This window comes from Nitrosomonas ureae (genome assembly GCF_900108305.1).
GTDB classification, from domain to species: Bacteria; Pseudomonadota; Gammaproteobacteria; order Burkholderiales; family Nitrosomonadaceae; genus Nitrosomonas; species Nitrosomonas ureae_B.
The window spans coordinates 1-20,934 of the sequence record NZ_FNUX01000023.1 but is presented as its reverse complement, the minus strand read 5'-3'; the positions used below and the strand labels follow the sequence as shown (position 1 = coordinate 20,934).

The window sequence follows — 20,934 nt, the reverse complement described above, 5'->3', positions numbered from 1 at the left end:
AAAAGCCACAGGAAAATCTTCCCTGTGGCTTAAGATCATTACTCAGAATATAATTATTATTATGCTGTTTCAAATCTTCTAGATTGGTCGACGGCGCCGTACAGAAAAACCAACCATCCCTAACCCAGCCAATAACATTGCATAGGTTTCCGGTTCAGGAACTGGAGAAATGTAAGAATCCACTGTATAAGATCCCCCCTTCAGGCCTAATACAGTGCCTGTAATTTCATAATAGTAATTACCGGGTCCAAGATTGCCAAAATCCATACCCACTGATGAAGAATCAAATGCAAATGAACCCAAAGAAGTGTCATTAGTGTAGTTGCCGTCAGCACTGGTTTCTTTCCACAACTGCAAAGAAGAGCCATCAATATTAAATTTTCCAAAATCGTTGGTAACCGCGATAGACACGAGACCATTCCAGCTAGCTAGGTTAAATGTAAATACATGATCAAACGCTCCAGCACCAGTTCCTAGCAATGCACTCGCATGCCCGACAGGATCATCGTGAACACCCCAATTGCCCATAACGGTCGGTGTTGCATGAGCAACACCACTGACCATCAGAATTGCAGCTGCTAATAGTTTCAGTTTAAAACTGTTTCTCATTTGAATCTCCAATAGAGTAAATAAAGAAAAATATTAAAAAACCAACCGCCTTGGACTTACTTGGGTACGGGTGGCATTCTAGGTTCATTATTTGATTGTATCTATAGGAAATTCCTACTCATTTCTTACTATGCCTGCACAACCCCGCATAGTACATTTGTACTGATTACTCAATACTATATCAATATAATCAGTTAGATATGTAATATTTTCTCAACCGATGGTTGATATCGAAAAAGCTGATAATATTTTTGAATACGATCACTGCAACAATCACAGCACTTTTTAATATTTTTTCCAATCATGAAGGTTTTGTAGCGCCGGAAATCGTCTCTCCATCGAATATGTTGCCGGATTTCATCCGAAGCAATTGAATGAAAACATCCGATTGCTTCATGCGTAATGATAATTTCCTGAGCTTCCCTGACCAGGGTAGTTTAAGCGATAGATTTTATGTACATCGAAGCCAGGTTACGCGCATAGAGCCTCAGTCAATAATCGTACTTCATCTTCCGAATCCTTTAAGATCTCGCTCAGTGTTGTATCATCGATTAACAAATTAATGTTAGCGGAGGCATCGCTATATCTCTGATCAGAGGGTAAAGTGAAAGGAGATCTGACCGGAGCCAGCTGATTGGCAATTTGCAGTGTATCGCCGAGTGAGTTGGGTGGAAATGTTAAATACCCTTGCCACAGATAAATAATATTTTCCAATACCGGATCCGGGACTGAAAGTGCTTTTAAGACGGCAGTGCCGATGATAATTTCGCAATTGAGTTCACCTTCGTCTTCCTCCAGCTCTTCGTCACTGTTCCATGAACTCGTCATGCTTTCATCAGTTAATCCCGGATAATACTTTTCCCGGGCCAATAGGTAAAACCAGCTGATTTCATGAATCATTCCGGCAAACATGGCTGTTTCTGGGTCTTGCCAGGTGACCCGGTGTGCGATAACCTGGGCCAGTGCGGCCACATAAACGGAATGTTTCCATAATTGGGCAACCTGCTCGCTTTTGGTTAACGATCCTACCAGTTGCTGTACCACCACGGCTGTTGCCAGATTTCGCACCGTTCGCATGCCGATTAATGTAACCGCTGAGCGTACACTGGTGATTTTCCTGCCCGAGCGATTAAACACAGGGGAATTGGCTATTGCAACCACTTTTGTCGACAGCAACGGCTCAGCTTGAATCAACCGCGCCATAGAATCCATACTACAATTGGGATCTTCTAATTTTTCCTTGATCTTGATCGCCGCAGCAGCGGATGTCGGGAAAATCAATCGCCCTTGCTCCACTTCGGTTGCCAATACACCTAATATTGCATTTTTTTCCATAAATACCTTTGTCCACTGTACCAGGCAACGTATGAGTTATTCTGACCGGCTTTCAGGCTACGCTAAGAAGTTAAAGAATAAATTAACAAAAAAAGCAATTAATAGAAGCTATTTCTCACACATTTTGTGTGTGATGACTGAATAAAAAATAGTTTTGCAACCGACTGCGTCCGTGGCGGCTTATAATAGAACCCTTATCTTGTACTATAATTCCAAGCTATTTACAGATTCCGAATTCGATTAAAACTTAATCCATGAATACCACAGACATCAAAAATTATATGTATTTCGTCGGTCAGGAGGCGCGCATAGCCTCTCGTTTGATTGCAAAGGCCGATACTGCAACTAAAAATCAAGCATTAATTGCCATGGCCAATGCCATCCGGCGTGATGAATCATTATTGTTAACAGCCAATGCCAAAGATCTGGAAAGCGCGCGCGCGAAAGGCCTCGAAGCTTCAATGATCGACCGCTTGGCTTTGTCGGCCAAAGGCGTGGCAACGATGGCGGAAGGTTTGATGCAGATTGCTGCGTTGGCTGATCCGGTGGGCGAAATCAGTGGATTGAATTACCGTCCATCCGGCATTCAGGTGGGGAAAATGCGCGTGCCTCTGGGAGTAATCGGCATTATTTATGAAGCGCGCCCGAATGTGACGGCTGACGCTGCAGGTTTGTGCTTGAAAGCGGGTAATGCGGCAATTTTGCGTGGCGGCTCGGAAGCCATTAATAGTAATCAGGCAATTGCCACGTGCGTAAAAGAAGGATTGCGCTCAGCCGAATTGCCGGAAACAGCAGTACAAGTGATTGAAACCATCGATCGCGCGGCTGTTGGCGAGCTGATCGTCATGAAAGATTTTGTTGACGTGATAGTACCACGTGGCGGCAAAGGCTTGATCGAGCGCATTACAAAAGAAGCGCGCGTCCCGGTGATTAAGCATCTGGATGGTGTTTGTCACGTCTACATTGACGATGAAGCGGACTTTGATAAGGCGGTGTGCATAGCGGATAACGCAAAAACTCAACGCTACGGCACCTGCAACACGATGGAAACGCTATTGATCCACGCGGAGATTGCACCGAGAATATTGCCCGTGCTGGGAAAAATTTATATTGATAAAGGTGTTGAGCTACGCGGCGATGAAACAGCATGCGACATTATTCCACTAATGAGAGCGGCGACTGAGCAGGACTGGTATGAAGAATACCTGGCACCAATATTAAGCATACGCATTGTAGCGGGATTGGATCAAGCGATTGATCACATTACGAAATATGGCTCGCAGCATACCGATGCAATTATTACCGAGAATTATACTCGTGCGCGCCGCTTTCTGCGCGAAGTCGATTCCAGCTCGGTGATGGTCAACACTACTCCGCGTTTCGCGGACGGATTTGAATACGGGCTGGGTGCAGAAATTGGCATTTCTACCGACAAAATTCATGCGCGCGGCCCGGTCGGCCTGGAAGGATTGACCAGCCAGAAATTTATCGTGCTGGGTAACGGCCAGATAAGGCAATAAATTCGTCAATAAAAGGGTGTTATGGCACAAATCGTTGAAATAAAAGTTCCTGATATCGGTGACTTTAAAGATGTTCCGGTTATTGAAGTGCTTGTTGCGCCTGGCGCATCCGTTGAGAAAGAAACCTCTCTCATTACGCTGGAAACTGATAAGGCTTCAATGGAAGTGCCTTCGCCTCACGCCGGGGTGATTCAAGAAATCAAAGTCAAAGTTGGCGATAAAATATCCAAAGGTTCGGTTATTCTCACTTTGGCGGCAAACGAACAGCCCGAAGATACAAAGAATCAAAAAGAAGAAACCGAAGTCAACCAGGAAATTCCGGCTACGCCCCTAGTCCCCGCAACAACATCAACCCACCCCGGGTCACAAAGCGATATCCATGCTGAAGTGGTGGTACTGGGTGCTGGTCCTGGAGGGTATACCGCTGCTTTCCGCGCAGCTGATTTAGGGAAAAAAGTGGTTTTGATCGAACGTCATGCCGCGCTCGGCGGGGTATGCTTAAATGTTGGCTGCATTCCATCCAAAGCTCTGCTGCATACCGCCAGAATCATTACTGAAGCGGAAGAAGCGCAGGCACAGGGAATCGTATTTGGTAAACCTCAAGTCGATATTGACAAGCTGCGCACCTGGAAGGAATCAGTGATCGATAAGCTGACCAAAGGCCTGAAAGCGCTGGCTAAGCAACGCAAGGTTACAATCGTGCACGGTACCGGAAAATTTGCCACACCGCACCTGATACAGGTTGAAACCAGTGAAGGTGTAAAAACGGTATCATTTGACAACTGCATTATTGCGGCAGGTTCCAGCGTAACCCGTATTCCAGGTTTTCCTTATGATGATCCACGCTTGATCGATTCCACCGATGCTCTCCGGCTGACCGATATACCTCAACGCATGCTGATTATCGGTGGTGGCATTATCGGCCTGGAAATGGCGACAGTCTATGACGCGTTGGGAAGCAGAATCAGTGTAGTGGAATGGATGAATCAATTGATTCCGGGCGCCGATGCCGATCTGATGAAACCATTACACCGCCGCATCAAGAAACGCTACGAAGCAATTTACCTTGAAACCAAGGTAACCCGGATTAAAACTGGGAAAGCCGGACTGACCGTAACTTTTGAGGGTAAAAATGCTCCGGAGCCTCAAATTTATGATCGCATTCTGATGGCGGTCGGGCGCCGCCCTAACGGACGGGAGATCGATGCCGAGAAAATTGGCATCAAAATCAATGAACGCGGTTTCATTTCCGTGGATCAACAAATGCGTACCAATCTTCCGCATATCCTGGCAATCGGAGATATTGCCGGCGAACCGATGCTAGCTCATAAAGCGACATATGAAGGCAAACTGGCAGCCGAGATAATCGCTGGGCACAAGGTTATTTTTGATGCCCGTACCATTCCTTCAGTGGCGTATACTGACCCCGAAATTGCGTGGATGGGCTTGACCGAGAAAGAGGCCATTCAACAGGGCATTGATTACGAGAAAGCCAGTTTCCCTTGGGCTGCCAGTGGCAGAGCAATCTCGATCGCCCGTGAAGAAGGATTGACACAATTGCTCTTGGATAAAAATACGCGCCGCATCCTCGGTGCCGGTATTACAGGCGTCAATGCCGGTGAGCTGATTACTGAAACCGTACTGGCATTGGAAATGGGTGCTGACATGCAAGATATTGGCTTGACAATACATCCACATCCCACGCTTTCAGAAACGGTTTTATTTGCTGCTGAAATAGCGGAAGGAACCATCACTGATCTTTTTATACCTAAGAAATAGCCTGATAAATAAAACAATAGGTTATGTTGACAGAACAATCTTTATAATTACTTTGATTTCTATAATGGCCGCTAAAAAAATTTATCTCATTTCATTCATCATCCTGCTCATTCTATGCAGTGGAATAAAAAATTCGTTTGCAACACATATTTCACAACCTGTCTTGATCGACCCTAAAACACACTACACTATTGGCGACACCATGATTCTAAAAGGATGGGTAGAATACAATGCACAGCCTGCACCCGATGTTTTACTTAATTTCAAACTGATCCATACTGATGGATCGATAGTAGTGGATCAATCCTATCCCAGTGATCAGAAAGGTCATTTTGAATTCAAATTTGATACCAAAAACGACCCCCCCGGTACTTATCAATTCAATGTCACATCGCATTGTCTGGAAATTCATCGATACGCTTGTACTTATAAAAATCAGACACTATCCATCCAGTTAAGCAATCCCTAACATTGATTGTTTGTCATGCATGGCTATCAAACATCGCAACATAAATCCAATAAATGAATAGATTAACTGATATTATTCGTGCAACGGCAATGTCTCTGTTTAAATAATTAAAAATAAGAAAGTTATGAGAATTGTTCACCGGTCTTACGCAAAAACTTATTGCCGTTATTTACTGTTAATGCTTGCAGTTTTCGTTTTATTAGCCTGCAACACGCATGAAAATCAGCTGACAGAGCGTGAAGCTATGGTTAGTGCTAGAGAATCAGAGCTAGTTACCCTGTTTGCCGAGATGATCGAACAAAAAAAATTGTTAGAAAAGGACGATTCCAATGATCTTCCCGATACAATGAAGAATTCAGCGGAAAAAACTTGCTCTTGCGATTCAGACCTTGATGCAGAAACCGTAAAAGAACCATCGAATATCGCTGAAACTAAAACATTATTGGGCGGCATAGAGAATGCTTTTCTTGATCCCCCTGGTATGGAATTCAGTGCGAGAATCGACACCGGGGCACAGACTTCATCCTTGAATGCGCTTGATATTATCGAGTTTGAGAGGGACGGGAAACCTTTTGTAAAATTCAGTTTAATTCATCCATTAACTGGAGATAAACTGGAATTGACCCGGCGACTGCGACGGCACGTGCGTATTAAAGGGCGCGGTAGCAGGGAATCGCACCGCCGTCCGGTAGTCAGAATTCGTGTAATGCTTGCCGATATCGATGAGCAGATCAATTTCACGCTGGAAGATCGCAGCCGCTTCAAACATCAAGTACTGATCGGACGCAATTTACTACAGGATCTGGCTATTGTCGATGTCAGCAAGAAAAATGTTGCAACTCCCAAAACCGAAAATCCGGATACAACGAGCGAGATCAAATAATGCATGCAAGACTAAGACTCTATATTCTGGTTATCCTGATCATGGGATTTGGAATTGGTCTGATTTTGTACAAGCACTTTGCCTTAGGATTTCCCTTATTGCCAGATGACAAGAAATCAGTCTGGACTATTGAGGCGCGGATAGATTTTGTCGCGCGCGGCGATCCTATAGTCGTATCTTTTGCATTACCTCCGCAGACCCCGGATATTGTTTTCATGAAAGAAGATTTTGCTTCTCCTGATTACGGGTTTAGTGAAAGTATTTCACCTACCGGGCGTCGTGCCGAGTGGAGCAAAAGAACCGCAAGCGGCCCGCAAACAGCTTATTACCGGCTCAGTCTGTATGAAACTGAGCAAATTATTCCAGCTCAGATAACAGACGACCTTCCATCAGAACCTGAAAAGCCTGAATTTGATGAAGTAATCAAAACAGCGGCAATCACTTTGTTGGAACAAGTATATGGCAGATCTGCCAATACTGAAATTTTCACTCGTGAGTTGATCACTACATTAAACTCCAAAACACCCAGCCAGAATCAGAGTCTGCTACTTAATGAAAAATCCGGTGAAGATTATAAGACGCACTTGATTATCAATCTCTTGGCAATGGAAGGAATCAGTGCGCGCATCGTTCGCGGGTTATACCTGGAAGATGGCCGGCGCAGGCAATCACTGATCAACTTCGTGGAAGTTTATATTGGCGGGCAATGGCTCTTGTTTAATCAGAATTCCGGCGTACACGGAAAACCGGAAAATTTTCTGATCTGGCAACGAGGCGATCAATCTTTGCTCGATGTAGTAGGCGGCAAGAATTCACAAATATCTTTCGCAATTATCAAGAATGTTCATTCAACCCGCAATCTGGTGGTTAGAGATGGCATGAACAAGCAAGCCGGCCTGGTGGATTTTTCCATCTACAGCCTGCCCATTGAACAGCAGAATGCGTTCAAAATGATTTTGTTATTACCCATTGGCGCTTTAATCGTCGTTATCATGCGGTTACTGATCGGCATAAGAACTTCCGGCACCTTTATGCCTATCCTGATTGCATTAGCTTTGATACAAACAACCTTGCTGACCGGAATCATCATTTTTCTGACAGTGGTCGGAATTGGATTGCTGATAAGATCATATTTATCGCGCTTAAATCTTCTGTTTGTTGCGCGCATTTCAGCTGTAATCATCGTAGTGATCGCAATCATCGCCAGTATCAGCATTATTAGCAACAAAATCGGACTTGATCAGGCTATGACGGTCACTTTCTTCCCGATGATCATTTTGTCATGGACCATTGAACGTATGTCGGTATTATGGGAGGAAGATGGTCCCCGGGAAGTATTTATTCAGGGAGGCGGAAGCATGTTGACAGCGGTAATTGCCTATTTATTCATGACCAATCGGACCGTTGAATATCTGTCTTTTAATTTTCCCGAATTGATGCTGGTTAATTTGGCTCTCATTCTGGTTCTGGGACAATATACCGGTTATCGTTTAACCGAGTTGTATCGCTTTCATTCATTGGAAAGACGCGATGTTTCTGGCAAGCGCTAGAAAACTCAGAAGTTTGGGCATTATCGGGATGAATCAAAGAAACTTCGGTTTGATTTCCCGCTATAACCCTCGCCATTTATATCCGCTCGTTGACGATAAGCTCAAAACCAAGCTGTTAGCGCAGAAAGCCGGCATTACAGTGCCAAAACTACTCGGTACTGTTCAATATCAGCATGATGTCAAATTACTAAAAGAATTACTGCGCCCACATGATCAGTTTGTTATCAAACCCGTTAAAGGAAGCGGTGGGAAAGGCATTCTGGTCATTACCGAGCATGATCATAATCTCTATTTTAAACCCAGTGGTGATTCGATTCAGCTAGTGGATATTGAAAGACATGTATCAAATATTCTGAGCGGCTTACATAGCCTGGGTGGCAAACCCGATACCGTCATGATTGAATCATTGATACAGCTGGATCCGGTTTTTTCCGACTATAGTTACGAGGGCATTCCGGATATTCGTATTATTGTATTTCGAGGTTACCCCATTATGGCAATGCTACGGCTGACGACACATGTCTCGGATGGTAAGGCCAATTTGCATCAAGGCGCAGTAGGCGTCGGGATCGATATAAATTCAGGCAAAGCGCTGCATGCGGTGCAGTACGGCAATACCATTTTGCACCACCCGGATACACGCAAGACATTTTCAGAATTAACTGTTCCCCATTGGGATAAACTACTGCAGCTTGCCGCTGCTTGTTATGAAATGACCGGCTTGGGGTATTTGGGCGCTGATCTGGTGCTGGATAGAGATCAAGGTCCCATGATTATTGAACTCAACGCGCGCCCCGGACTGGCTATCCAAGTGGCCAATTTCGCCGGTCTGGCGCCACGTGTTGCCGTAATCGAGGCGCTTAAAACCATTGATCCCGATCCACAATTACGCGCTGCTTTCAGCAAAACTCACTTCACCGTCGATGCAGATGTTCAACCACCTCGTCAGCTACGTACACGCAGCGATGACCTTTGATCTAAAAAAGAACTATCGTGCAAAATCAAACTTAACAAGTGTGCATCCTAATCGTTTTTATTAACAACCACTTTGTTCCGTCCTCTTTGTTTTGCTTGATAAAGCGCAGCATCGGCTGCTTCACTCAAGCTTGCCGCATCGGGAAAATGCGCAAGATCCGCTATGCCGCAACTAAAATTTACCGAGAATTCTTCATCATGGCTCAAATGCAATAGCCGTGAAAAAACATTACGTATCTCGTCAATTACTTTTGCTGCCGAAGTCGCATCAGTATCATTCATAATAATTGCAAATTCTTCGCCGCCGTAACGTCCGACAATATCCGTTTCCCGCAAGCGTTGCTTCAGCAATCGCGCTAAGCTTTTGATTACGCGATCTCCCGCTGCATGCCCATACGTGTCATTGACTTTCTTGAAGAAATCAATATCCACCATCGCAAACGATAACGAAGATTTCAGTCGACCGGAGCGTATCACTTCACGTGCCAGCTCTTCCTTAATAGCGGTATGGTTCAATAAGCCGGTCAACCCGTCATGGATCATTAAAGACCGTAAAAACCGCGATCGTGTTACGCGAGTTGTTACGGCTGCAATCAAATATGCCGGATCGATGGGCTTAACCAAAAAGTCATCCCCGCTCAGGCTCATAGCTTCCGGTTGCGTATTGAAATCGTTTTCAGAAGAAAGATAGACGATAGGCGTACTCAGAAAACCATCTATCTGCCGGATAATTCTTGCCAATTCCAAGCCATTGCATCCTGGCATATACAAATCCATCAAAATAATATCCGGATTAAAATCATTCAGTTTCTCCAATAACTGCATTGGCTCGGATACCGTTTTTACATGCATTTCAGCTTGCTCCAGTATGGCCGCATGGTAAGCAAGCAGCGTTGGACTATCATCCACAATTAATATACGAAACGGTTCCTGAATTTGCGATGCGGTGATTAAATCCAGCTGATCAATTAATTCATTGGAGTTAATGGGTTTTGTAAAATAGGCGACACTGCCGGCGCGTACTGCGCCTAGCCGATACGCCATATCATCATGAGCTGAAATAAATATCACTCGAACGGGTTGAGTGCGCCCTTTCTGAATTTGCTCCATGATTTGAATCCCGCCCATTTCATTCTCGGGAAACTCAATATCCATCAGGATAATCGCATGAGGGCTTTGTTCAACAGCGGCACGGAACTTATCGAGATGATTGTAAACTTCTACTTCATAACCATAATAACGTAACTGCAAAGCAAGCTCTTGCGCTGCCTCGACATCATCTTCCACCACAAAAATCAGATTAGATGCAGGAATTTCCGGAACAAGCACATGTTCATCCGTAGCCTTTGAAATAACTTCAATGGTTAATATGGATTCCTTTTCAGTCGCAATTTTTTTCAATTCAAGAATCTGCTGCAAAATTCGTGAGGATTGCAAAGCATCGGCTGGTATATCTTTCTGCATCAGACTCTTGAGAACTTGCTCCAATGCTCTCGCCTCTATACTCAGTTCGGGATAGCCAAATGTTTTGCCGTTACTGACTAGATTATGCACAGAACGATGCAGCTCTTGAAGCACTTTGATATCCCATTCGATTTGTAACTTATCCCAGAGGACTTCAATTTCATCCATTCTATCTGGAAGCTCGTGTGCAAATAATGCCAATAACAAGCGCATCCTTTCCCGGAATTCTCTGTGTTCTGTTGTGTTCATAGTTTTATCTACCTAATGATATGAGATTTCAGCTATCAATTACTGCGAATGGAATTTCTCAGCCCCGCCTGTTGTTGTCAAGATAAAGTCGCTTAGATTCACTCCTCCACATTTACTTAATTCATCTTAAGCAAGAAAATTTAATATTCAAATCTAACATATAAAAATCAATTACTAAATTAAATTAGTTCCAAACTTTCTCATCATCATATACAAGATTACCAGCTCAATAAATAAAATTACATGGAAGTTGTTGTTATTAGAAGACAAAATTACCACATTCCGGGAGCTGATGCCTTAATCAAGCTATGTTGTAAATACCATTCATACGCTTATACTTGTAGCAATTCAGATATATCTTCTAATAAAGAACAAGGTGTTATGTGCTTACCTGAAATTTTTCCGGAGAATGTGCTGCAATTGATAAATCGCCAACAATACCCTTGCTTTTGCCGTATCCAAAGTAGTTTCGCGAGTCACTCAGATTGATCCGGTTTACTTTGCCAACAGATGGAATCCGCAATTATCTTTTAATATTAAAACCATATTAAGAATTATCCGCTTCGATCGCACGGTCGTAAGAATCACTTTATTACTTGAAATCTAATCAACAGCCTCGATTTCCGAAACGACCGATCTGAATCCAAATCCATAAAAACTAGTGAAAAAAGCAAGCCGATCGCTATAGTGTACTTTAACGATGGCGGCATTTTTTAAGGCTGTAATTGCAAAATCATATAAGTCATGATCATCGATGACGAAATGGCGGAATTTACTCCCGCCGGTGCCCACTTGTATCGTCATGAAGTAGCTTCTATTGGTGCCCTTGTTTTTAATCAAATTTGTTATTCTTCCGAACTCGACACCATGGGAAATCTCCCGGTCCATAGTATAAATGTTACCAATGAAATGTTTTTGTTCCAGTGGTTGATCCTTAATGATCGGGTAGACCTCCACCAATTCGCTTACAGAGGCGCAAGATAACAGCGAATTATTTTTAGGTGTTTTAAACTCCAGCACGACATCATTACCAATGAGATTCTCGAGCTCATCGTACCGATCCTTTTCAAAACAAAACTGCCATGGATTGGAAACCAGGTTCGGAGGTTGATTTCCAAGACTAATAAAAGTCATACTTTCATGTCCGAGCGAAATTTCCCCGACATAAGCTCTGGTTACATTATTATCACGGCTTATTCTACTTAATTGACCGGAGGCGTAACCTTCCGTAGTATGCAGGAGCGGCCCGGCAGCAGTCCATCCAGGAGCATAAATCAACATAGGTAATAAAAACATTACATTGATACCGAGATACTTGAGTAATTTAATCATGATTGTTACGTTCTCGTGGTTTGGGCCGAGTTTCCATTGCACAAATCGAATATACCTATAAACAAGCTTCCAATGCGCTTTTCCATACAAATAGTTGATACAAGTCTATTCCTATCGATGCTAATTTATGCCAATAAAGATAAATGAAAACTGAATAGATTGATAAATCCACGATAAAAATTAAAACAGTTTGTTTAAAAATACCTAAAAAACACCTCGGAGAATATATGAGCCGCTATGAGATACATCGATCGCACCGCACGGGATGGTTACGTGCCGCTGTTCTCGGCGCCAATGATGGTATCGTTTCAACAGCAAGCCTGATTATCGGTGTGGCATCAGCTCAGGCAGCGCATGCGGATATTCTTATTGCCGGCATTGCCGGCTTGGTTGCAGGCGCCATGTCCATGGCTGCCGGTGAATATGTATCGGTCAGCTCTCAATCGGATACAGAACAAGCAGATCTTGAGCTTGAAAAAGATTCTTTAAAAAATGACTTTGAATTTGAGTTGAATGAACTTGCCAATATTTATGAGGCAAGAGGGTTGGAATCAGATTTAGCCTTGCGGGTAGCAAGGCAGTTAATGGCACATGATGCATTGGGTGCGCATGCAAGAGATGAATTAGGTCTGGCGGAACATGCCAGAGCCCGCCCCATTCAAGCGGCATTGTTCTCGGCGGGCGCATTTACTATGGGTGCTGCTCTGCCATTGTTGGTGGCATGGAATATGCCAGGAACCTACCTTATTCCCATCGTTGCAGTATCATCACTTGCATTTCTGGCAATCTTGGGCAGTCTTGCCGCACGCGCAGGAGGTGCAGCAATGTTTGTTGGTGCGATCAGAGTTACATTCTGGGGGGCGCTCGCAATGGGCCTGACTGCAGCAGTCGGTAGATTATTGGGTGTAGCTGTATGATTCATAAACCACGCATCCAACAGGAATCCACTGACTATCGATTGACTGACATCACCAAAGCAGCTTGCGTCATGAATTAGCTTTAAGGAGTGCCACGATCAATTCTGCGGCGTGATTCGCGGTGATAGATTTCATCAAAAAATTGGTATTTTATCGATCAATAACGATAACTCATTACAACAAAACCTAGAAGCTGCCCATAAAATCGCCTTTGCCCACTGCCAGTCCATTGTGCCGCAAAATCGCATAGGCGGTAGTTACATGAAAGAAAAATTGCGGTAAGCCATAGTTATTTAAATAGTTGTGTCCGGATAGCTTTTTCTCTTTTGGTGTGCCCGGGCGCAACACGATTTCACGCGTTTCGCTGCCTTCGAACTGGGTCGGCACGAGACTTTCAATAAACGTCAGAGTCTTATTAATTCGGCCTTGTAAGTCAGAAAAAGTCTGTTCGTTATCTTCATATACTGGTACTTCAACCCCTGCCAGCCGCGCTGATACGCTCTTGGCAAAGTCGGTGGCAACTTGCACCTGACGCAGCAAGGAAAACATATCAGGATATAACCGAGCATTCAGCAATACTATCGGTTCAAACTTTTTCTCGGTTGCATAAGTTTCAGCTTTGGTGAGAATGGCACTCAAACTGTTTAATAGTTGTTTGAAAATGGGTATGGATGTTTTGTACATATAAGGAATAGTCATAAGTTTTCCCGGTTAATTAATTGATACGTTTATTTTTGAATATTGAAATGGAGTACCTTATGGATAAATGCAGATTAGCACGAGCCACTCTCGAGATATAGTTAACTAAGCTCATTAGCACAGTTTAATCATCCAATCGAAGACCACTACTTACAAAGCCTATCATCTTCCCATTTAGCTGCGTCAATCTTCTGAATCTGATTAATTTTGCCAAAGCAAATTAATAGACAAAACAATAACCATAAAACAGATAATCCAGAATACAATTGGAGCCGCGCCACCCTTGAATTTGAGACCACCGATTTCGAATTCTATTGGCCCTGTCGATATGCGCAAAATAAGAGTAACGAAAAGTGATCCGAGGCCAGCCATTGGCAGCCCCACTAAAACCGGAAATTGCTCTTTAACCATGATTCTCCAGTAGTCACCTGGCGTATTATGAAAATTGGTCAATTTGTACAGCATGAATGCTCCAAAACAGATCAAGATAATTACAACAACCCAGCTTATAACAGCCCGTAATCGTACACTGTGTGATTCATCCGCTGTAACTCCTGCGTCTTTTTGTTCTTCTCTCATATTTATCTCGTCTTTATTCTTTTAACTACCAAAGCATTAATTTAAACATCAGGCTAAGATCCAAGTTAAATCTTCCACCGCCATACTGGCTTACCGTCGAGCAATCTCTTTCATAGCCTATCTTGATCTAAAGCCTTTATTGTTAAAATAATTTATTAACTAGCTTTTTTCCAAAAAAATGATTTTATTAAGTTTCATATTTATTTTCAGGATGCTGGTTGGGGAGGCACTTTTATCCATTCTCCAGAGCATTGCTTGACATATGGATAATATCCTTCCGGATTACGGCAATAATACCAATAATTATTTCTTTGCACAGCAGCTGGCCGAGGCGCAGGATTTTGTTGAATATACGTTGGTCTTTGCACCATAGGTGCGGTAATAACACCTGCCGGATAACCCCCTAATGGATAATAGCTTTCAAATCGCCGATATGGCCCAAACGCGTAGTTATTATAGAAACCACCGCCTCTCCAATTGCTGTAAAAACCAAAGCTATTAAAAGGTGCGAAACCAGCATAACCAAATCCCCAACCAGGTCCCCAGCCCCAACCCCAACTTGGACCAAATCCCCAGCCTAGTCCTAGTCCCAGGCCAAATCCTAAACCAAATCCATCCAGATGGTGGTGATGTCCGTGGTGGTGATCATGATGGTGGTCAGAATTGCTATTGTTGGCATTATTTTGATCCGTCTGCACGTTGTTTTGAACATTCACATTTTGAGTATTCGATCCATCTTGGTTTGTTCCATCGACTTGAGTCGATTGGTCTGTTCCGGTTGAATCATTATTCTCAGTGATTGGATTATCTTGGGCCTCGGCATCTGGTGAAGCAGCACTATCTTGAATCGATGAATTTACCCCATTGGATGGAGTATCTGGTGCGGCTAAATCCTCCTGATCTGATGAAGTTTGCTTAGCCTCAGGATTAATTTCACCATTTGCGTTCTGAACAGCTGAATCGGCTTGAGTAGCGCCATCGTTTTGAACGGATACTCCGGTTTCGCTCGATTCATTAGGGGGAACCGCCAAATTTTCTTGGGAAGATTCGGGCGCAATTTCTCTACTTTGTGCAGCATCGGCATTTGAATCAGAGTCATTATTAACCCCAAAATCATCTGGTTGATTAAATTCGCCTGCCTGATCAAAATCACTCTCTGAGTTTATATCATCGGAAAAATCGACGCTTTCCTGTTGATCTGAGGAAAATGCATCGCCTTGTCCAAAATCACCCTGATCATAACTCTCTTCGAACCCGCCATTCTGGTCATAATAACCCTCAGAATCAAACCCTCCACCATCATAATTATTGTCATAACCGCCACTATCGTAGCTATCGTAACCCCCTCCGTCAAAATCCCCTCCTTCGTAATAGCCACCATCACTTCCCCCTCCGTCATAACCGCCGTCAAATCCACCACCGTCGAAACCACCTCCGTCATAACCGCCGTCGAAACCACCTCCATCAAACCCACCTCCATCGAAGCCTCCGCCGTCTTCGGCTCCCGCAGGATTTAATGAAAAGACGCCGCATAGCGCAATCACCATACATGTCATTTTAAATTTTTTCATATAACCCTCGTCCATTGATTTCACATTTATTGATATATTAAGAGCGAGAGTCTGAATAGATGCTGAATAGATAATTAGATTTTCTATTCTGGAAATTCACTATTTCAGAATTATCACCACGCACAGTAAGCTCATAATAAATAATATGAATTGACACGTATTATTTTATATCAGATTCTGAAATCGAATCATTATTGCGGATTAAGTTATACTTCGAATCTTGATATTCTAAATCATTCTGATAAGGACATGCCGATGAAGATCCATGAGTACCAAGCCAAAGAAATTTTACGCAAATATAATGTGATCACCCCAAGAGGTATTGCTTGTTTTAGTGTTGACGAGGCAGTACAAGCTGCGCAACAACTGGGTGGCGATGTGTGGGCAGTGAAGGCTCAGATTTATGCTGGTGGGCGTGGTAAAGGCGGTGGAGTAAAAGTGGCTAAGTCATTGGAAGAGGTACGGCAGCGCGCTACCGAAATTTTGAACATGCGCTTGATAACTCATCAGACCGGTGCGGAAGGACAGATTGTCCATAGACTTTTTATCGAACAAGGCGTACAGATAGAAAAAGAATTCTATATAGGCATGGTTGTAGATCGCGGTCACCAGCGTGTTTGTTTGATGGCAAGTTCGGAAGGTGGCATGGAAATTGAAAAGGTGGCAGCCGAAACACCCGAAAAAATTCATAAAGTGCTTATTGATCCCATCACAGGTTTAAGTCAACAACAGGCTGAAGAAGTCGTACAAAAGATTGGTATCCCTCAACAAAGCTTGTCAAGCGCTGTCACCTTGCTGCAAGGCTTATATCAGGCATTTGATGAAACCGATGCATCATTGCTGGAAATCAATCCATTGGTATTAACTGCGGAACAGCAGGTAATGGCGCTCGATGCCAAAATTAATTTTGATGAAAATGCATTGTTTCGCCATCCCGAAATCGTTGCATTGCGTGATCTGGATGAGGAAGATCCCATCGAAATCGAAGCATCAAAACATGAACTGTCATATATTCCTCTGGACGGAAATATAGGCTGCCTGGTAAATGGTGCAGGCTTGGCAATGGCAACGATGGATATCATCAAACTGTACGGCGGTAATCCTGCTAACTTTCTCGATGTTGGCGGTGGAGCGACGGCAGAGAAAGTCACGGAGGCATTTAAATTAATGCTTCGCAACCCAAAACTGCAAGGAATTCTGGTTAATATCTTCGGTGGCATAATGAAATGTGATGTAATTGCACAAGGTATTGTAGCAGCTGCGCGCGATGTTCAGCTTACGGTGCCATTGGTGGTGCGGCTGGAAGGTACCAATGTGAATCTTGGAAAGAAAATTCTGGCAGATTCGGGTTTAAAGATCATTTCCGCGAATAATATGGCTGATGCGGCGCAAAAAGCGGTTAATGCAGCCGGGTAAGCCAGCATGTTAATTAATGCCAGCAATATAAGGAGCGCTTTGCTATGTCTATTTTGATCAATCGTAACAGTCGTGTGATGACGCAAGGCATTACCGGGAAAACCGGTCAGTTTCATACGCGCATGTGCCGCGACTACGCGAACGGCAAAGCGTGCTTTGTTGCAGGCGTGAACCCGCGCAAACCCGGTGAGAATTTCGAAGGCATACCCGTTTATGCATCGGTCAAAGAAGCCAAACAAGAAACCGGCGCCAATGTTTCGGTAATTTATGTTCCTCCTCCTTTTGCTGCTGCAGCGATTGACGAAGCCGTTGAAGCTGAGCTGGATTTGGTGATCTGCATCACTGAAGGTATTCCGGTACGCGATATGATCCGTACCCGCTATAAAATGCAAGGTAAGAAAACCCGGCTGATTGGTCCAAATTGTCCAGGAATTATTACGCCGGACGAGATCAAGATCGGAATTATGCCGGGATATATTCATAAAAAAGGCCGGATTGGGGTAGTTTCGCGCTCGGGTACATTGACGTATGAAGCAGTGGCGCAATTAATGGAGATGGGCTTGGGACAGTCCACTTGCATCGGTATTGGTGGTGATCCGGTAAATGGCTTGAAACACTTGGATGTAATCCAGCTGTTCAATGACGATGACGAGACCGATGCCGTGCTGATGGTCGGCGAGATCGGCGGTACGGATGAAGAGGATTGCGCGCGCTGGGTAAAAGATCATATGCGTAAACCTGTGGTCGGATTTATTGCTGGTGTGACAGCTCCACCCGGTAAGCGCATGGGACACGCCGGTGCAATTATTTCCGGAGGTAAAGGAACAGCTCAGGAGAAACTTGAAGTGATGGAATCGTGCGGCATCAGAATCACGCGCAATCCGGCTGAGATGGGTAAGTTATTAAAATCGGTTTTGTAGTCCAGGGGGATTATTGAAGGTATCTGCTATGCGTTATTGTTTATCATTCCTTATTATTCTAACCATGCTCATTGTTTCTGCCTGTAGCGGAATCTCCACCAAGCAACCGCTCCCTGTCAGAAAACCCGAGAGACCGGCAGGCCCTATCCCTGAGAGCGTAAAACCCAAATACAACTTGACCGGTTATCCGGTGAGTACTCAACAAGGTTATATCGATGGCTGCGAAACCGCCAAAAGAACAAGTTGGGCCTTTAAAGATCTGAACCGCTATGACAAGGATGGACAATATCGAATGGGATGGGATGATGGATTTTCCATGTGCAAAGATAAACGGTAATTATTCTGAATCTCAGCCATTAAAATGACCAGAGTCTGTTTATGTCTTGGCTTTCTAATCGAACTGACGGCATTAGCAACCCCGCTATTCGCTGATGAATTGCCCTTCGTAGTTAAACAAAAACTCCTTCAACTTGCCATTCCGGAAACGGCGATTGGCGTATATGTACATGAAATTGGCTCAAGCCAGCCAGTGCTCACGATCAACGCCGATTCCGGTATGAATCCGGCTTCGGTGATGAAATTGCTGACCACGTATGCCGGGCTGGAATTATTAGGTCCGGCATATACCTGGCAGACCATTCTTTATGCCAATGGAAAAATTACTGATGATGTTTTATATGGAGACTTGATTATCAAAGGTTATGGTGACCCCAAGCTGGATCTGGAAAATTTCTGGCTGTTGATTCATCGCCTGCGCCAAACCGGATTGCGTGAAATTAAAGGCAATCTTATCCTGGATCATTCACATTATGAGATTCCTCGTGAAGATCCCGGTGAGTTTGACGGACAACCTTATCGTACCTATAACGTGCCTCCGGAAGCATTGTTAATCAATTACCGCGCATCTACCTTCCATTTGTTTCCACAACCTGAGAAAAATTCTGTACGTGTTGCGATTGACCCGGTTCCAGAATCCTTGCGAGTACAAAATAATTTAAAACTTACACAAGACAAATGCGGTACATGGCAGAATTCCATGACAATTGAAGCGATTGCTAATAAAGAGAGTGAAAATAACTTTACAGTTGTTCTGAATGGAAGTTTCTCCCAATATTGCGGAAAGCAATCGTATATATTGAGTCTGCAAGACAGCGCGAGTTATACCGGTGATTTGTTCAAGCAATTGTGGACACAGCAAGGCGGCATCTTTAATGGTAATGCCATCTTTGGACAAGCGCCCCAATACCTGCTCCCGCTCAAAATTCATCAATCACCGCCGTTGGCGGAAATCGTCCGCGGTATTAATAAATTCAGCAATAATATTGCAGCACGTCAATTGTATCTTGCATTGGGCACCGGAAATTCGTCAATTGATAACTCACCAGCCACTTTGGCTAAATCGGATGCAGCGGTCAAACGATGGTTAGCCAGCAAGCAAATGAATTTTATAGAATTAGTAATCGAGAATGGCTCTGGATTATCGCGCAGAGAACGGATTAGCGCTAGGCATATGGGAAAATTATTACTTGCTGCTTTCAATAGTTCGGTGATGCCGGAGTTTATCGCATCATTGCCGATTGCCGCAGTGGATGGAACTCTGAAAAATCGTTTTGCCGATACGCCGGTGAAGGGGCTGGCACATATGAAAACCGGGGCATTGAATAACGTGCGTGCATTGGCAGGGTATTTGATTGACGAAATGGGACGGCGCGTTATTGTCGTTTTTTTTATTAATCATGATCAGGCCGAACAATCACATGCCGTCATGGATAGATTGATACAATGGATCTATCGCCGGAAATAGGTATTCCCCTAATGGAATCAGCACTATTGATTGAAAATTATTTTGGGCGTAAAGTGCATACTCAAGATTAATGATCTATCTTGAAATCAGGTGATTCCCTTCAAACCAAGATTGAGGAGCGCACAAAATGATGAAAGAATATAAGTCTCTCGCTGTGCAGTATCTGACAGGCACGGTACACATTTCCAACCCCGTATTACCCAATCCGGTAACGTATGATTCTCCAGCTTCCGAGGTAATGACCGATTTGCGTACCGTGCAAGCAGCCGTCATATCACCTAGTATTACAATGGAAATAGCCAATACATACATGATGCAACGCGGTGTGCGCACATTGCTGGTTATGAATGATGATAATTCTTTGGCAGGGATTATCACTGCGACTGATATTCTAGGTGAGAAGCCCATGCGTTTTATTCAAGAGAGAGGTATAAAGCACAGCGAAATCCTGGTAATGGACATGATGACGCCATTAAATATGCTGGAAGCCATCCCACTGGAGGAAGTGATGCACGCCAGAGTAGGCAATATCGTCACAAGTTTACGCGAGAGCGGTCGCTTGCATGCGTTAGCAATCGACGATCTCACTATCGGGGTGCCCAGAATATGCGGCATTTTTTCTTGGACTCAAATTGAGAAACAGCTCGATACAGTTATTCCACAGAACAATGTAGCCCGGAGTTTTGCGGAAATAGAATCAACATTGATTGCAAGCTAGAAAAAACAAACAAACCAGTCAGCAGTTTCGTTTGTGCTGGTTTGTTTAATTAGTCGATTCTGAAAAACCCTTAAGCATTTGATATTAGTTATAAATGCACTGTATGTTAGTGATCATAGCGACCGAAGATGTTAAAATGGCGCTG

19 protein-coding genes are annotated in these 20,934 nt (G+C 43.8%); 12 read left to right on the top strand and 7 right to left on the bottom strand.

The window, feature by feature from the left end; all coding sequences use genetic code 11:
- Window positions 1-78: 78 nt before the first annotated feature.
- A complete protein-coding gene (locus C4S39_RS11645) occupies window positions 79-609 on the bottom strand; it encodes an FxDxF family PEP-CTERM protein (RefSeq protein ID WP_103967166.1) in 531 nt (176 codons plus the stop codon).
- A gap of 471 nt (window positions 610-1,080) precedes the next feature.
- The gene (locus C4S39_RS11640; protein WP_103967165.1) at window positions 1,081-1,944 is read right to left on the bottom strand and encodes an HDOD domain-containing protein; all 864 of its coding nucleotides are present in this window, start codon (window positions 1,942-1,944) and stop codon (window positions 1,081-1,083) included.
- A 281-nt stretch (window positions 1,945-2,225) separates the two neighbouring features.
- On the opposite strand from C4S39_RS11640, the gene C4S39_RS11635 reads away from it, so the two are divergent.
- From C4S39_RS11635 to C4S39_RS11610, 6 genes are all read left to right on the top strand, one after another.
- The gene (locus C4S39_RS11635) at window positions 2,226-3,464 is read left to right on the top strand and encodes a glutamate-5-semialdehyde dehydrogenase (protein ID WP_374953032.1); all 1,239 of its coding nucleotides are present in this window, start codon (window positions 2,226-2,228) and stop codon (window positions 3,462-3,464) included.
- A gap of 21 nt (window positions 3,465-3,485) precedes the next feature.
- The gene (lpdA, locus tag C4S39_RS11630) at window positions 3,486-5,243 is read left to right on the top strand and encodes a dihydrolipoyl dehydrogenase (protein ID WP_103967163.1); all 1,758 of its coding nucleotides are present in this window, start codon (window positions 3,486-3,488) and stop codon (window positions 5,241-5,243) included.
- 64 nt (window positions 5,244-5,307) lie between these two features.
- On the top strand, window positions 5,308-5,712 hold the full coding sequence (locus C4S39_RS11625; RefSeq protein ID WP_103967162.1) for a hypothetical protein: 405 nt from the start codon (window positions 5,308-5,310) through the stop codon (window positions 5,710-5,712).
- Between the two features lie 178 nt (window positions 5,713-5,890).
- Window positions 5,891-6,595, top strand: coding sequence for an ATP-dependent zinc protease family protein (locus C4S39_RS11620; RefSeq protein ID WP_258039424.1), 705 nt, complete (start codon window positions 5,891-5,893; stop codon window positions 6,593-6,595).
- Entirely contained in the window at window positions 6,595-8,145 is a 1,551-nt protein-coding gene (locus tag C4S39_RS11615) for an inactive transglutaminase family protein (RefSeq protein WP_103967160.1), read from the top strand. The genes C4S39_RS11620 and C4S39_RS11615 overlap by 1 nt, the downstream gene beginning before the upstream one ends.
- Window positions 8,146-8,173: 28 nt before the next feature.
- Window positions 8,174-9,121 (top strand): alpha-L-glutamate ligase-like protein, encoded by a 948-nt coding sequence (locus C4S39_RS11610; RefSeq protein ID WP_258039423.1) that lies wholly within the window; start codon window positions 8,174-8,176, stop codon window positions 9,119-9,121.
- Between the two features lie 47 nt (window positions 9,122-9,168).
- On the opposite strand, the gene C4S39_RS11605 is transcribed toward C4S39_RS11610, so the two are convergent.
- Window positions 9,169-10,833 carry a diguanylate cyclase gene (locus C4S39_RS11605; RefSeq protein ID WP_103967158.1) on the bottom strand — a complete coding sequence of 555 codons (1,665 nt, stop codon included), beginning with the start codon at window positions 10,831-10,833 and terminating at the stop codon, window positions 9,169-9,171.
- Between the two features lie 603 nt (window positions 10,834-11,436).
- Window positions 11,437-12,165 (bottom strand): hypothetical protein, encoded by a 729-nt coding sequence (locus C4S39_RS11600; RefSeq protein ID WP_103967157.1) that lies wholly within the window; start codon window positions 12,163-12,165, stop codon window positions 11,437-11,439.
- A gap of 227 nt (window positions 12,166-12,392) precedes the next feature.
- Between C4S39_RS11600 and C4S39_RS11595 the strand changes: the two genes are divergently transcribed.
- Entirely contained in the window at window positions 12,393-13,082 is a 690-nt protein-coding gene (locus C4S39_RS11595; RefSeq protein ID WP_103967156.1) for a VIT1/CCC1 transporter family protein, read from the top strand.
- A gap of 186 nt (window positions 13,083-13,268) precedes the next feature.
- On the opposite strand, the gene C4S39_RS11590 is transcribed toward C4S39_RS11595, so the two are convergent.
- The 3 genes from C4S39_RS11590 to C4S39_RS15360 all read right to left on the bottom strand — a co-directional run bounded on the left by C4S39_RS11590 (window position 13,269) and on the right by C4S39_RS15360 (window position 15,931).
- Complete coding sequence (locus tag C4S39_RS11590; protein ID WP_103967155.1) at window positions 13,269-13,781, bottom strand: DUF1993 domain-containing protein; 513 nt, start codon at window positions 13,779-13,781, stop codon at window positions 13,269-13,271.
- A 201-nt stretch (window positions 13,782-13,982) separates the two neighbouring features.
- Window positions 13,983-14,360 carry a hypothetical protein gene (locus tag C4S39_RS11585; protein WP_103967154.1) on the bottom strand — a complete coding sequence of 126 codons (378 nt, stop codon included), beginning with the start codon at window positions 14,358-14,360 and terminating at the stop codon, window positions 13,983-13,985.
- A 206-nt stretch (window positions 14,361-14,566) separates the two neighbouring features.
- On the bottom strand, window positions 14,567-15,931 hold the full coding sequence (locus C4S39_RS15360; RefSeq protein ID WP_181023813.1) for a hypothetical protein: 1,365 nt from the start codon (window positions 15,929-15,931) through the stop codon (window positions 14,567-14,569).
- A 255-nt stretch (window positions 15,932-16,186) separates the two neighbouring features.
- Here C4S39_RS15360 and sucC point away from each other — a divergent pair, with 255 nt between their 5' ends.
- The 5 genes from sucC (at window position 16,187) to C4S39_RS11555 (ending at window position 20,789) form a co-directional block, all read left to right on the top strand.
- Window positions 16,187-17,347 carry an ADP-forming succinate--CoA ligase subunit beta gene (sucC, locus tag C4S39_RS11575; RefSeq protein ID WP_103967189.1) on the top strand — a complete coding sequence of 387 codons (1,161 nt, stop codon included), beginning with the start codon at window positions 16,187-16,189 and terminating at the stop codon, window positions 17,345-17,347.
- A 44-nt stretch (window positions 17,348-17,391) separates the two neighbouring features.
- Window positions 17,392-18,267 carry a succinate--CoA ligase subunit alpha gene (sucD, locus tag C4S39_RS11570; RefSeq protein ID WP_103967152.1) on the top strand — a complete coding sequence of 292 codons (876 nt, stop codon included), beginning with the start codon at window positions 17,392-17,394 and terminating at the stop codon, window positions 18,265-18,267.
- Window positions 18,268-18,295: 28 nt separating this feature from the next.
- Window positions 18,296-18,604, top strand: a complete 309-nt coding sequence (locus C4S39_RS11565) for a hypothetical protein (protein ID WP_103967151.1) — start codon at window positions 18,296-18,298, stop codon at window positions 18,602-18,604.
- Between the two features lie 24 nt (window positions 18,605-18,628).
- Window positions 18,629-20,071 (top strand): D-alanyl-D-alanine carboxypeptidase/D-alanyl-D-alanine endopeptidase, encoded by a 1,443-nt coding sequence (dacB, locus tag C4S39_RS11560; RefSeq protein WP_103967150.1) that lies wholly within the window; start codon window positions 18,629-18,631, stop codon window positions 20,069-20,071.
- A 127-nt stretch (window positions 20,072-20,198) separates the two neighbouring features.
- Window positions 20,199-20,789 (top strand): CBS domain-containing protein, encoded by a 591-nt coding sequence (locus C4S39_RS11555; protein ID WP_103967149.1) that lies wholly within the window; start codon window positions 20,199-20,201, stop codon window positions 20,787-20,789.
- The last annotated feature ends 145 nt before the right edge of the window (window positions 20,790-20,934 follow it).

Coding starts and splice junctions, on each gene's coding strand:
- C4S39_RS11610 (WP_258039423.1), top strand. CDS start 8,174: ATGAATCAAAGAAACTTCGGTTTGATTTCCCGCTATAACCCTCGCCAT.
- C4S39_RS11625 (WP_103967162.1), top strand. CDS start 5,308: ATGGCCGCTAAAAAAATTTATCTCATTTCATTCATCATCCTGCTCATT.
- C4S39_RS11620 (WP_258039424.1), top strand. CDS start 5,891: ATGCTTGCAGTTTTCGTTTTATTAGCCTGCAACACGCATGAAAATCAG.
- lpdA (WP_103967163.1), top strand. CDS start 3,486: ATGGCACAAATCGTTGAAATAAAAGTTCCTGATATCGGTGACTTTAAA.
- dacB (WP_103967150.1), top strand. CDS start 18,629: ATGACCAGAGTCTGTTTATGTCTTGGCTTTCTAATCGAACTGACGGCA.
- C4S39_RS11585 (WP_103967154.1), bottom strand. CDS start 14,360: ATGAGAGAAGAACAAAAAGACGCAGGAGTTACAGCGGATGAATCACAC.
- C4S39_RS11635 (WP_374953032.1), top strand. CDS start 2,226: ATGTATTTCGTCGGTCAGGAGGCGCGCATAGCCTCTCGTTTGATTGCA.
- sucD (WP_103967152.1), top strand. CDS start 17,392: ATGTCTATTTTGATCAATCGTAACAGTCGTGTGATGACGCAAGGCATT.
- C4S39_RS11600 (WP_103967157.1), bottom strand. CDS start 12,165: ATGATTAAATTACTCAAGTATCTCGGTATCAATGTAATGTTTTTATTA.
- C4S39_RS11565 (WP_103967151.1), top strand. CDS start 18,296: ATGCGTTATTGTTTATCATTCCTTATTATTCTAACCATGCTCATTGTT.
- C4S39_RS11615 (WP_103967160.1), top strand. CDS start 6,595: ATGCATGCAAGACTAAGACTCTATATTCTGGTTATCCTGATCATGGGA.
- C4S39_RS11605 (WP_103967158.1), bottom strand. CDS start 10,833: ATGAACACAACAGAACACAGAGAATTCCGGGAAAGGATGCGCTTGTTA.
- C4S39_RS11640 (WP_103967165.1), bottom strand. CDS start 1,944: ATGGAAAAAAATGCAATATTAGGTGTATTGGCAACCGAAGTGGAGCAA.
- C4S39_RS11555 (WP_103967149.1), top strand. CDS start 20,199: ATGATGAAAGAATATAAGTCTCTCGCTGTGCAGTATCTGACAGGCACG.
- C4S39_RS11590 (WP_103967155.1), bottom strand. CDS start 13,781: ATGACTATTCCTTATATGTACAAAACATCCATACCCATTTTCAAACAA.
- sucC (WP_103967189.1), top strand. CDS start 16,187: ATGAAGATCCATGAGTACCAAGCCAAAGAAATTTTACGCAAATATAAT.
- C4S39_RS15360 (WP_181023813.1), bottom strand. CDS start 15,931: ATGAAAAAATTTAAAATGACATGTATGGTGATTGCGCTATGCGGCGTC.
- C4S39_RS11645 (WP_103967166.1), bottom strand. CDS start 609: ATGAGAAACAGTTTTAAACTGAAACTATTAGCAGCTGCAATTCTGATG.
- C4S39_RS11595 (WP_103967156.1), top strand. CDS start 12,393: ATGAGCCGCTATGAGATACATCGATCGCACCGCACGGGATGGTTACGT.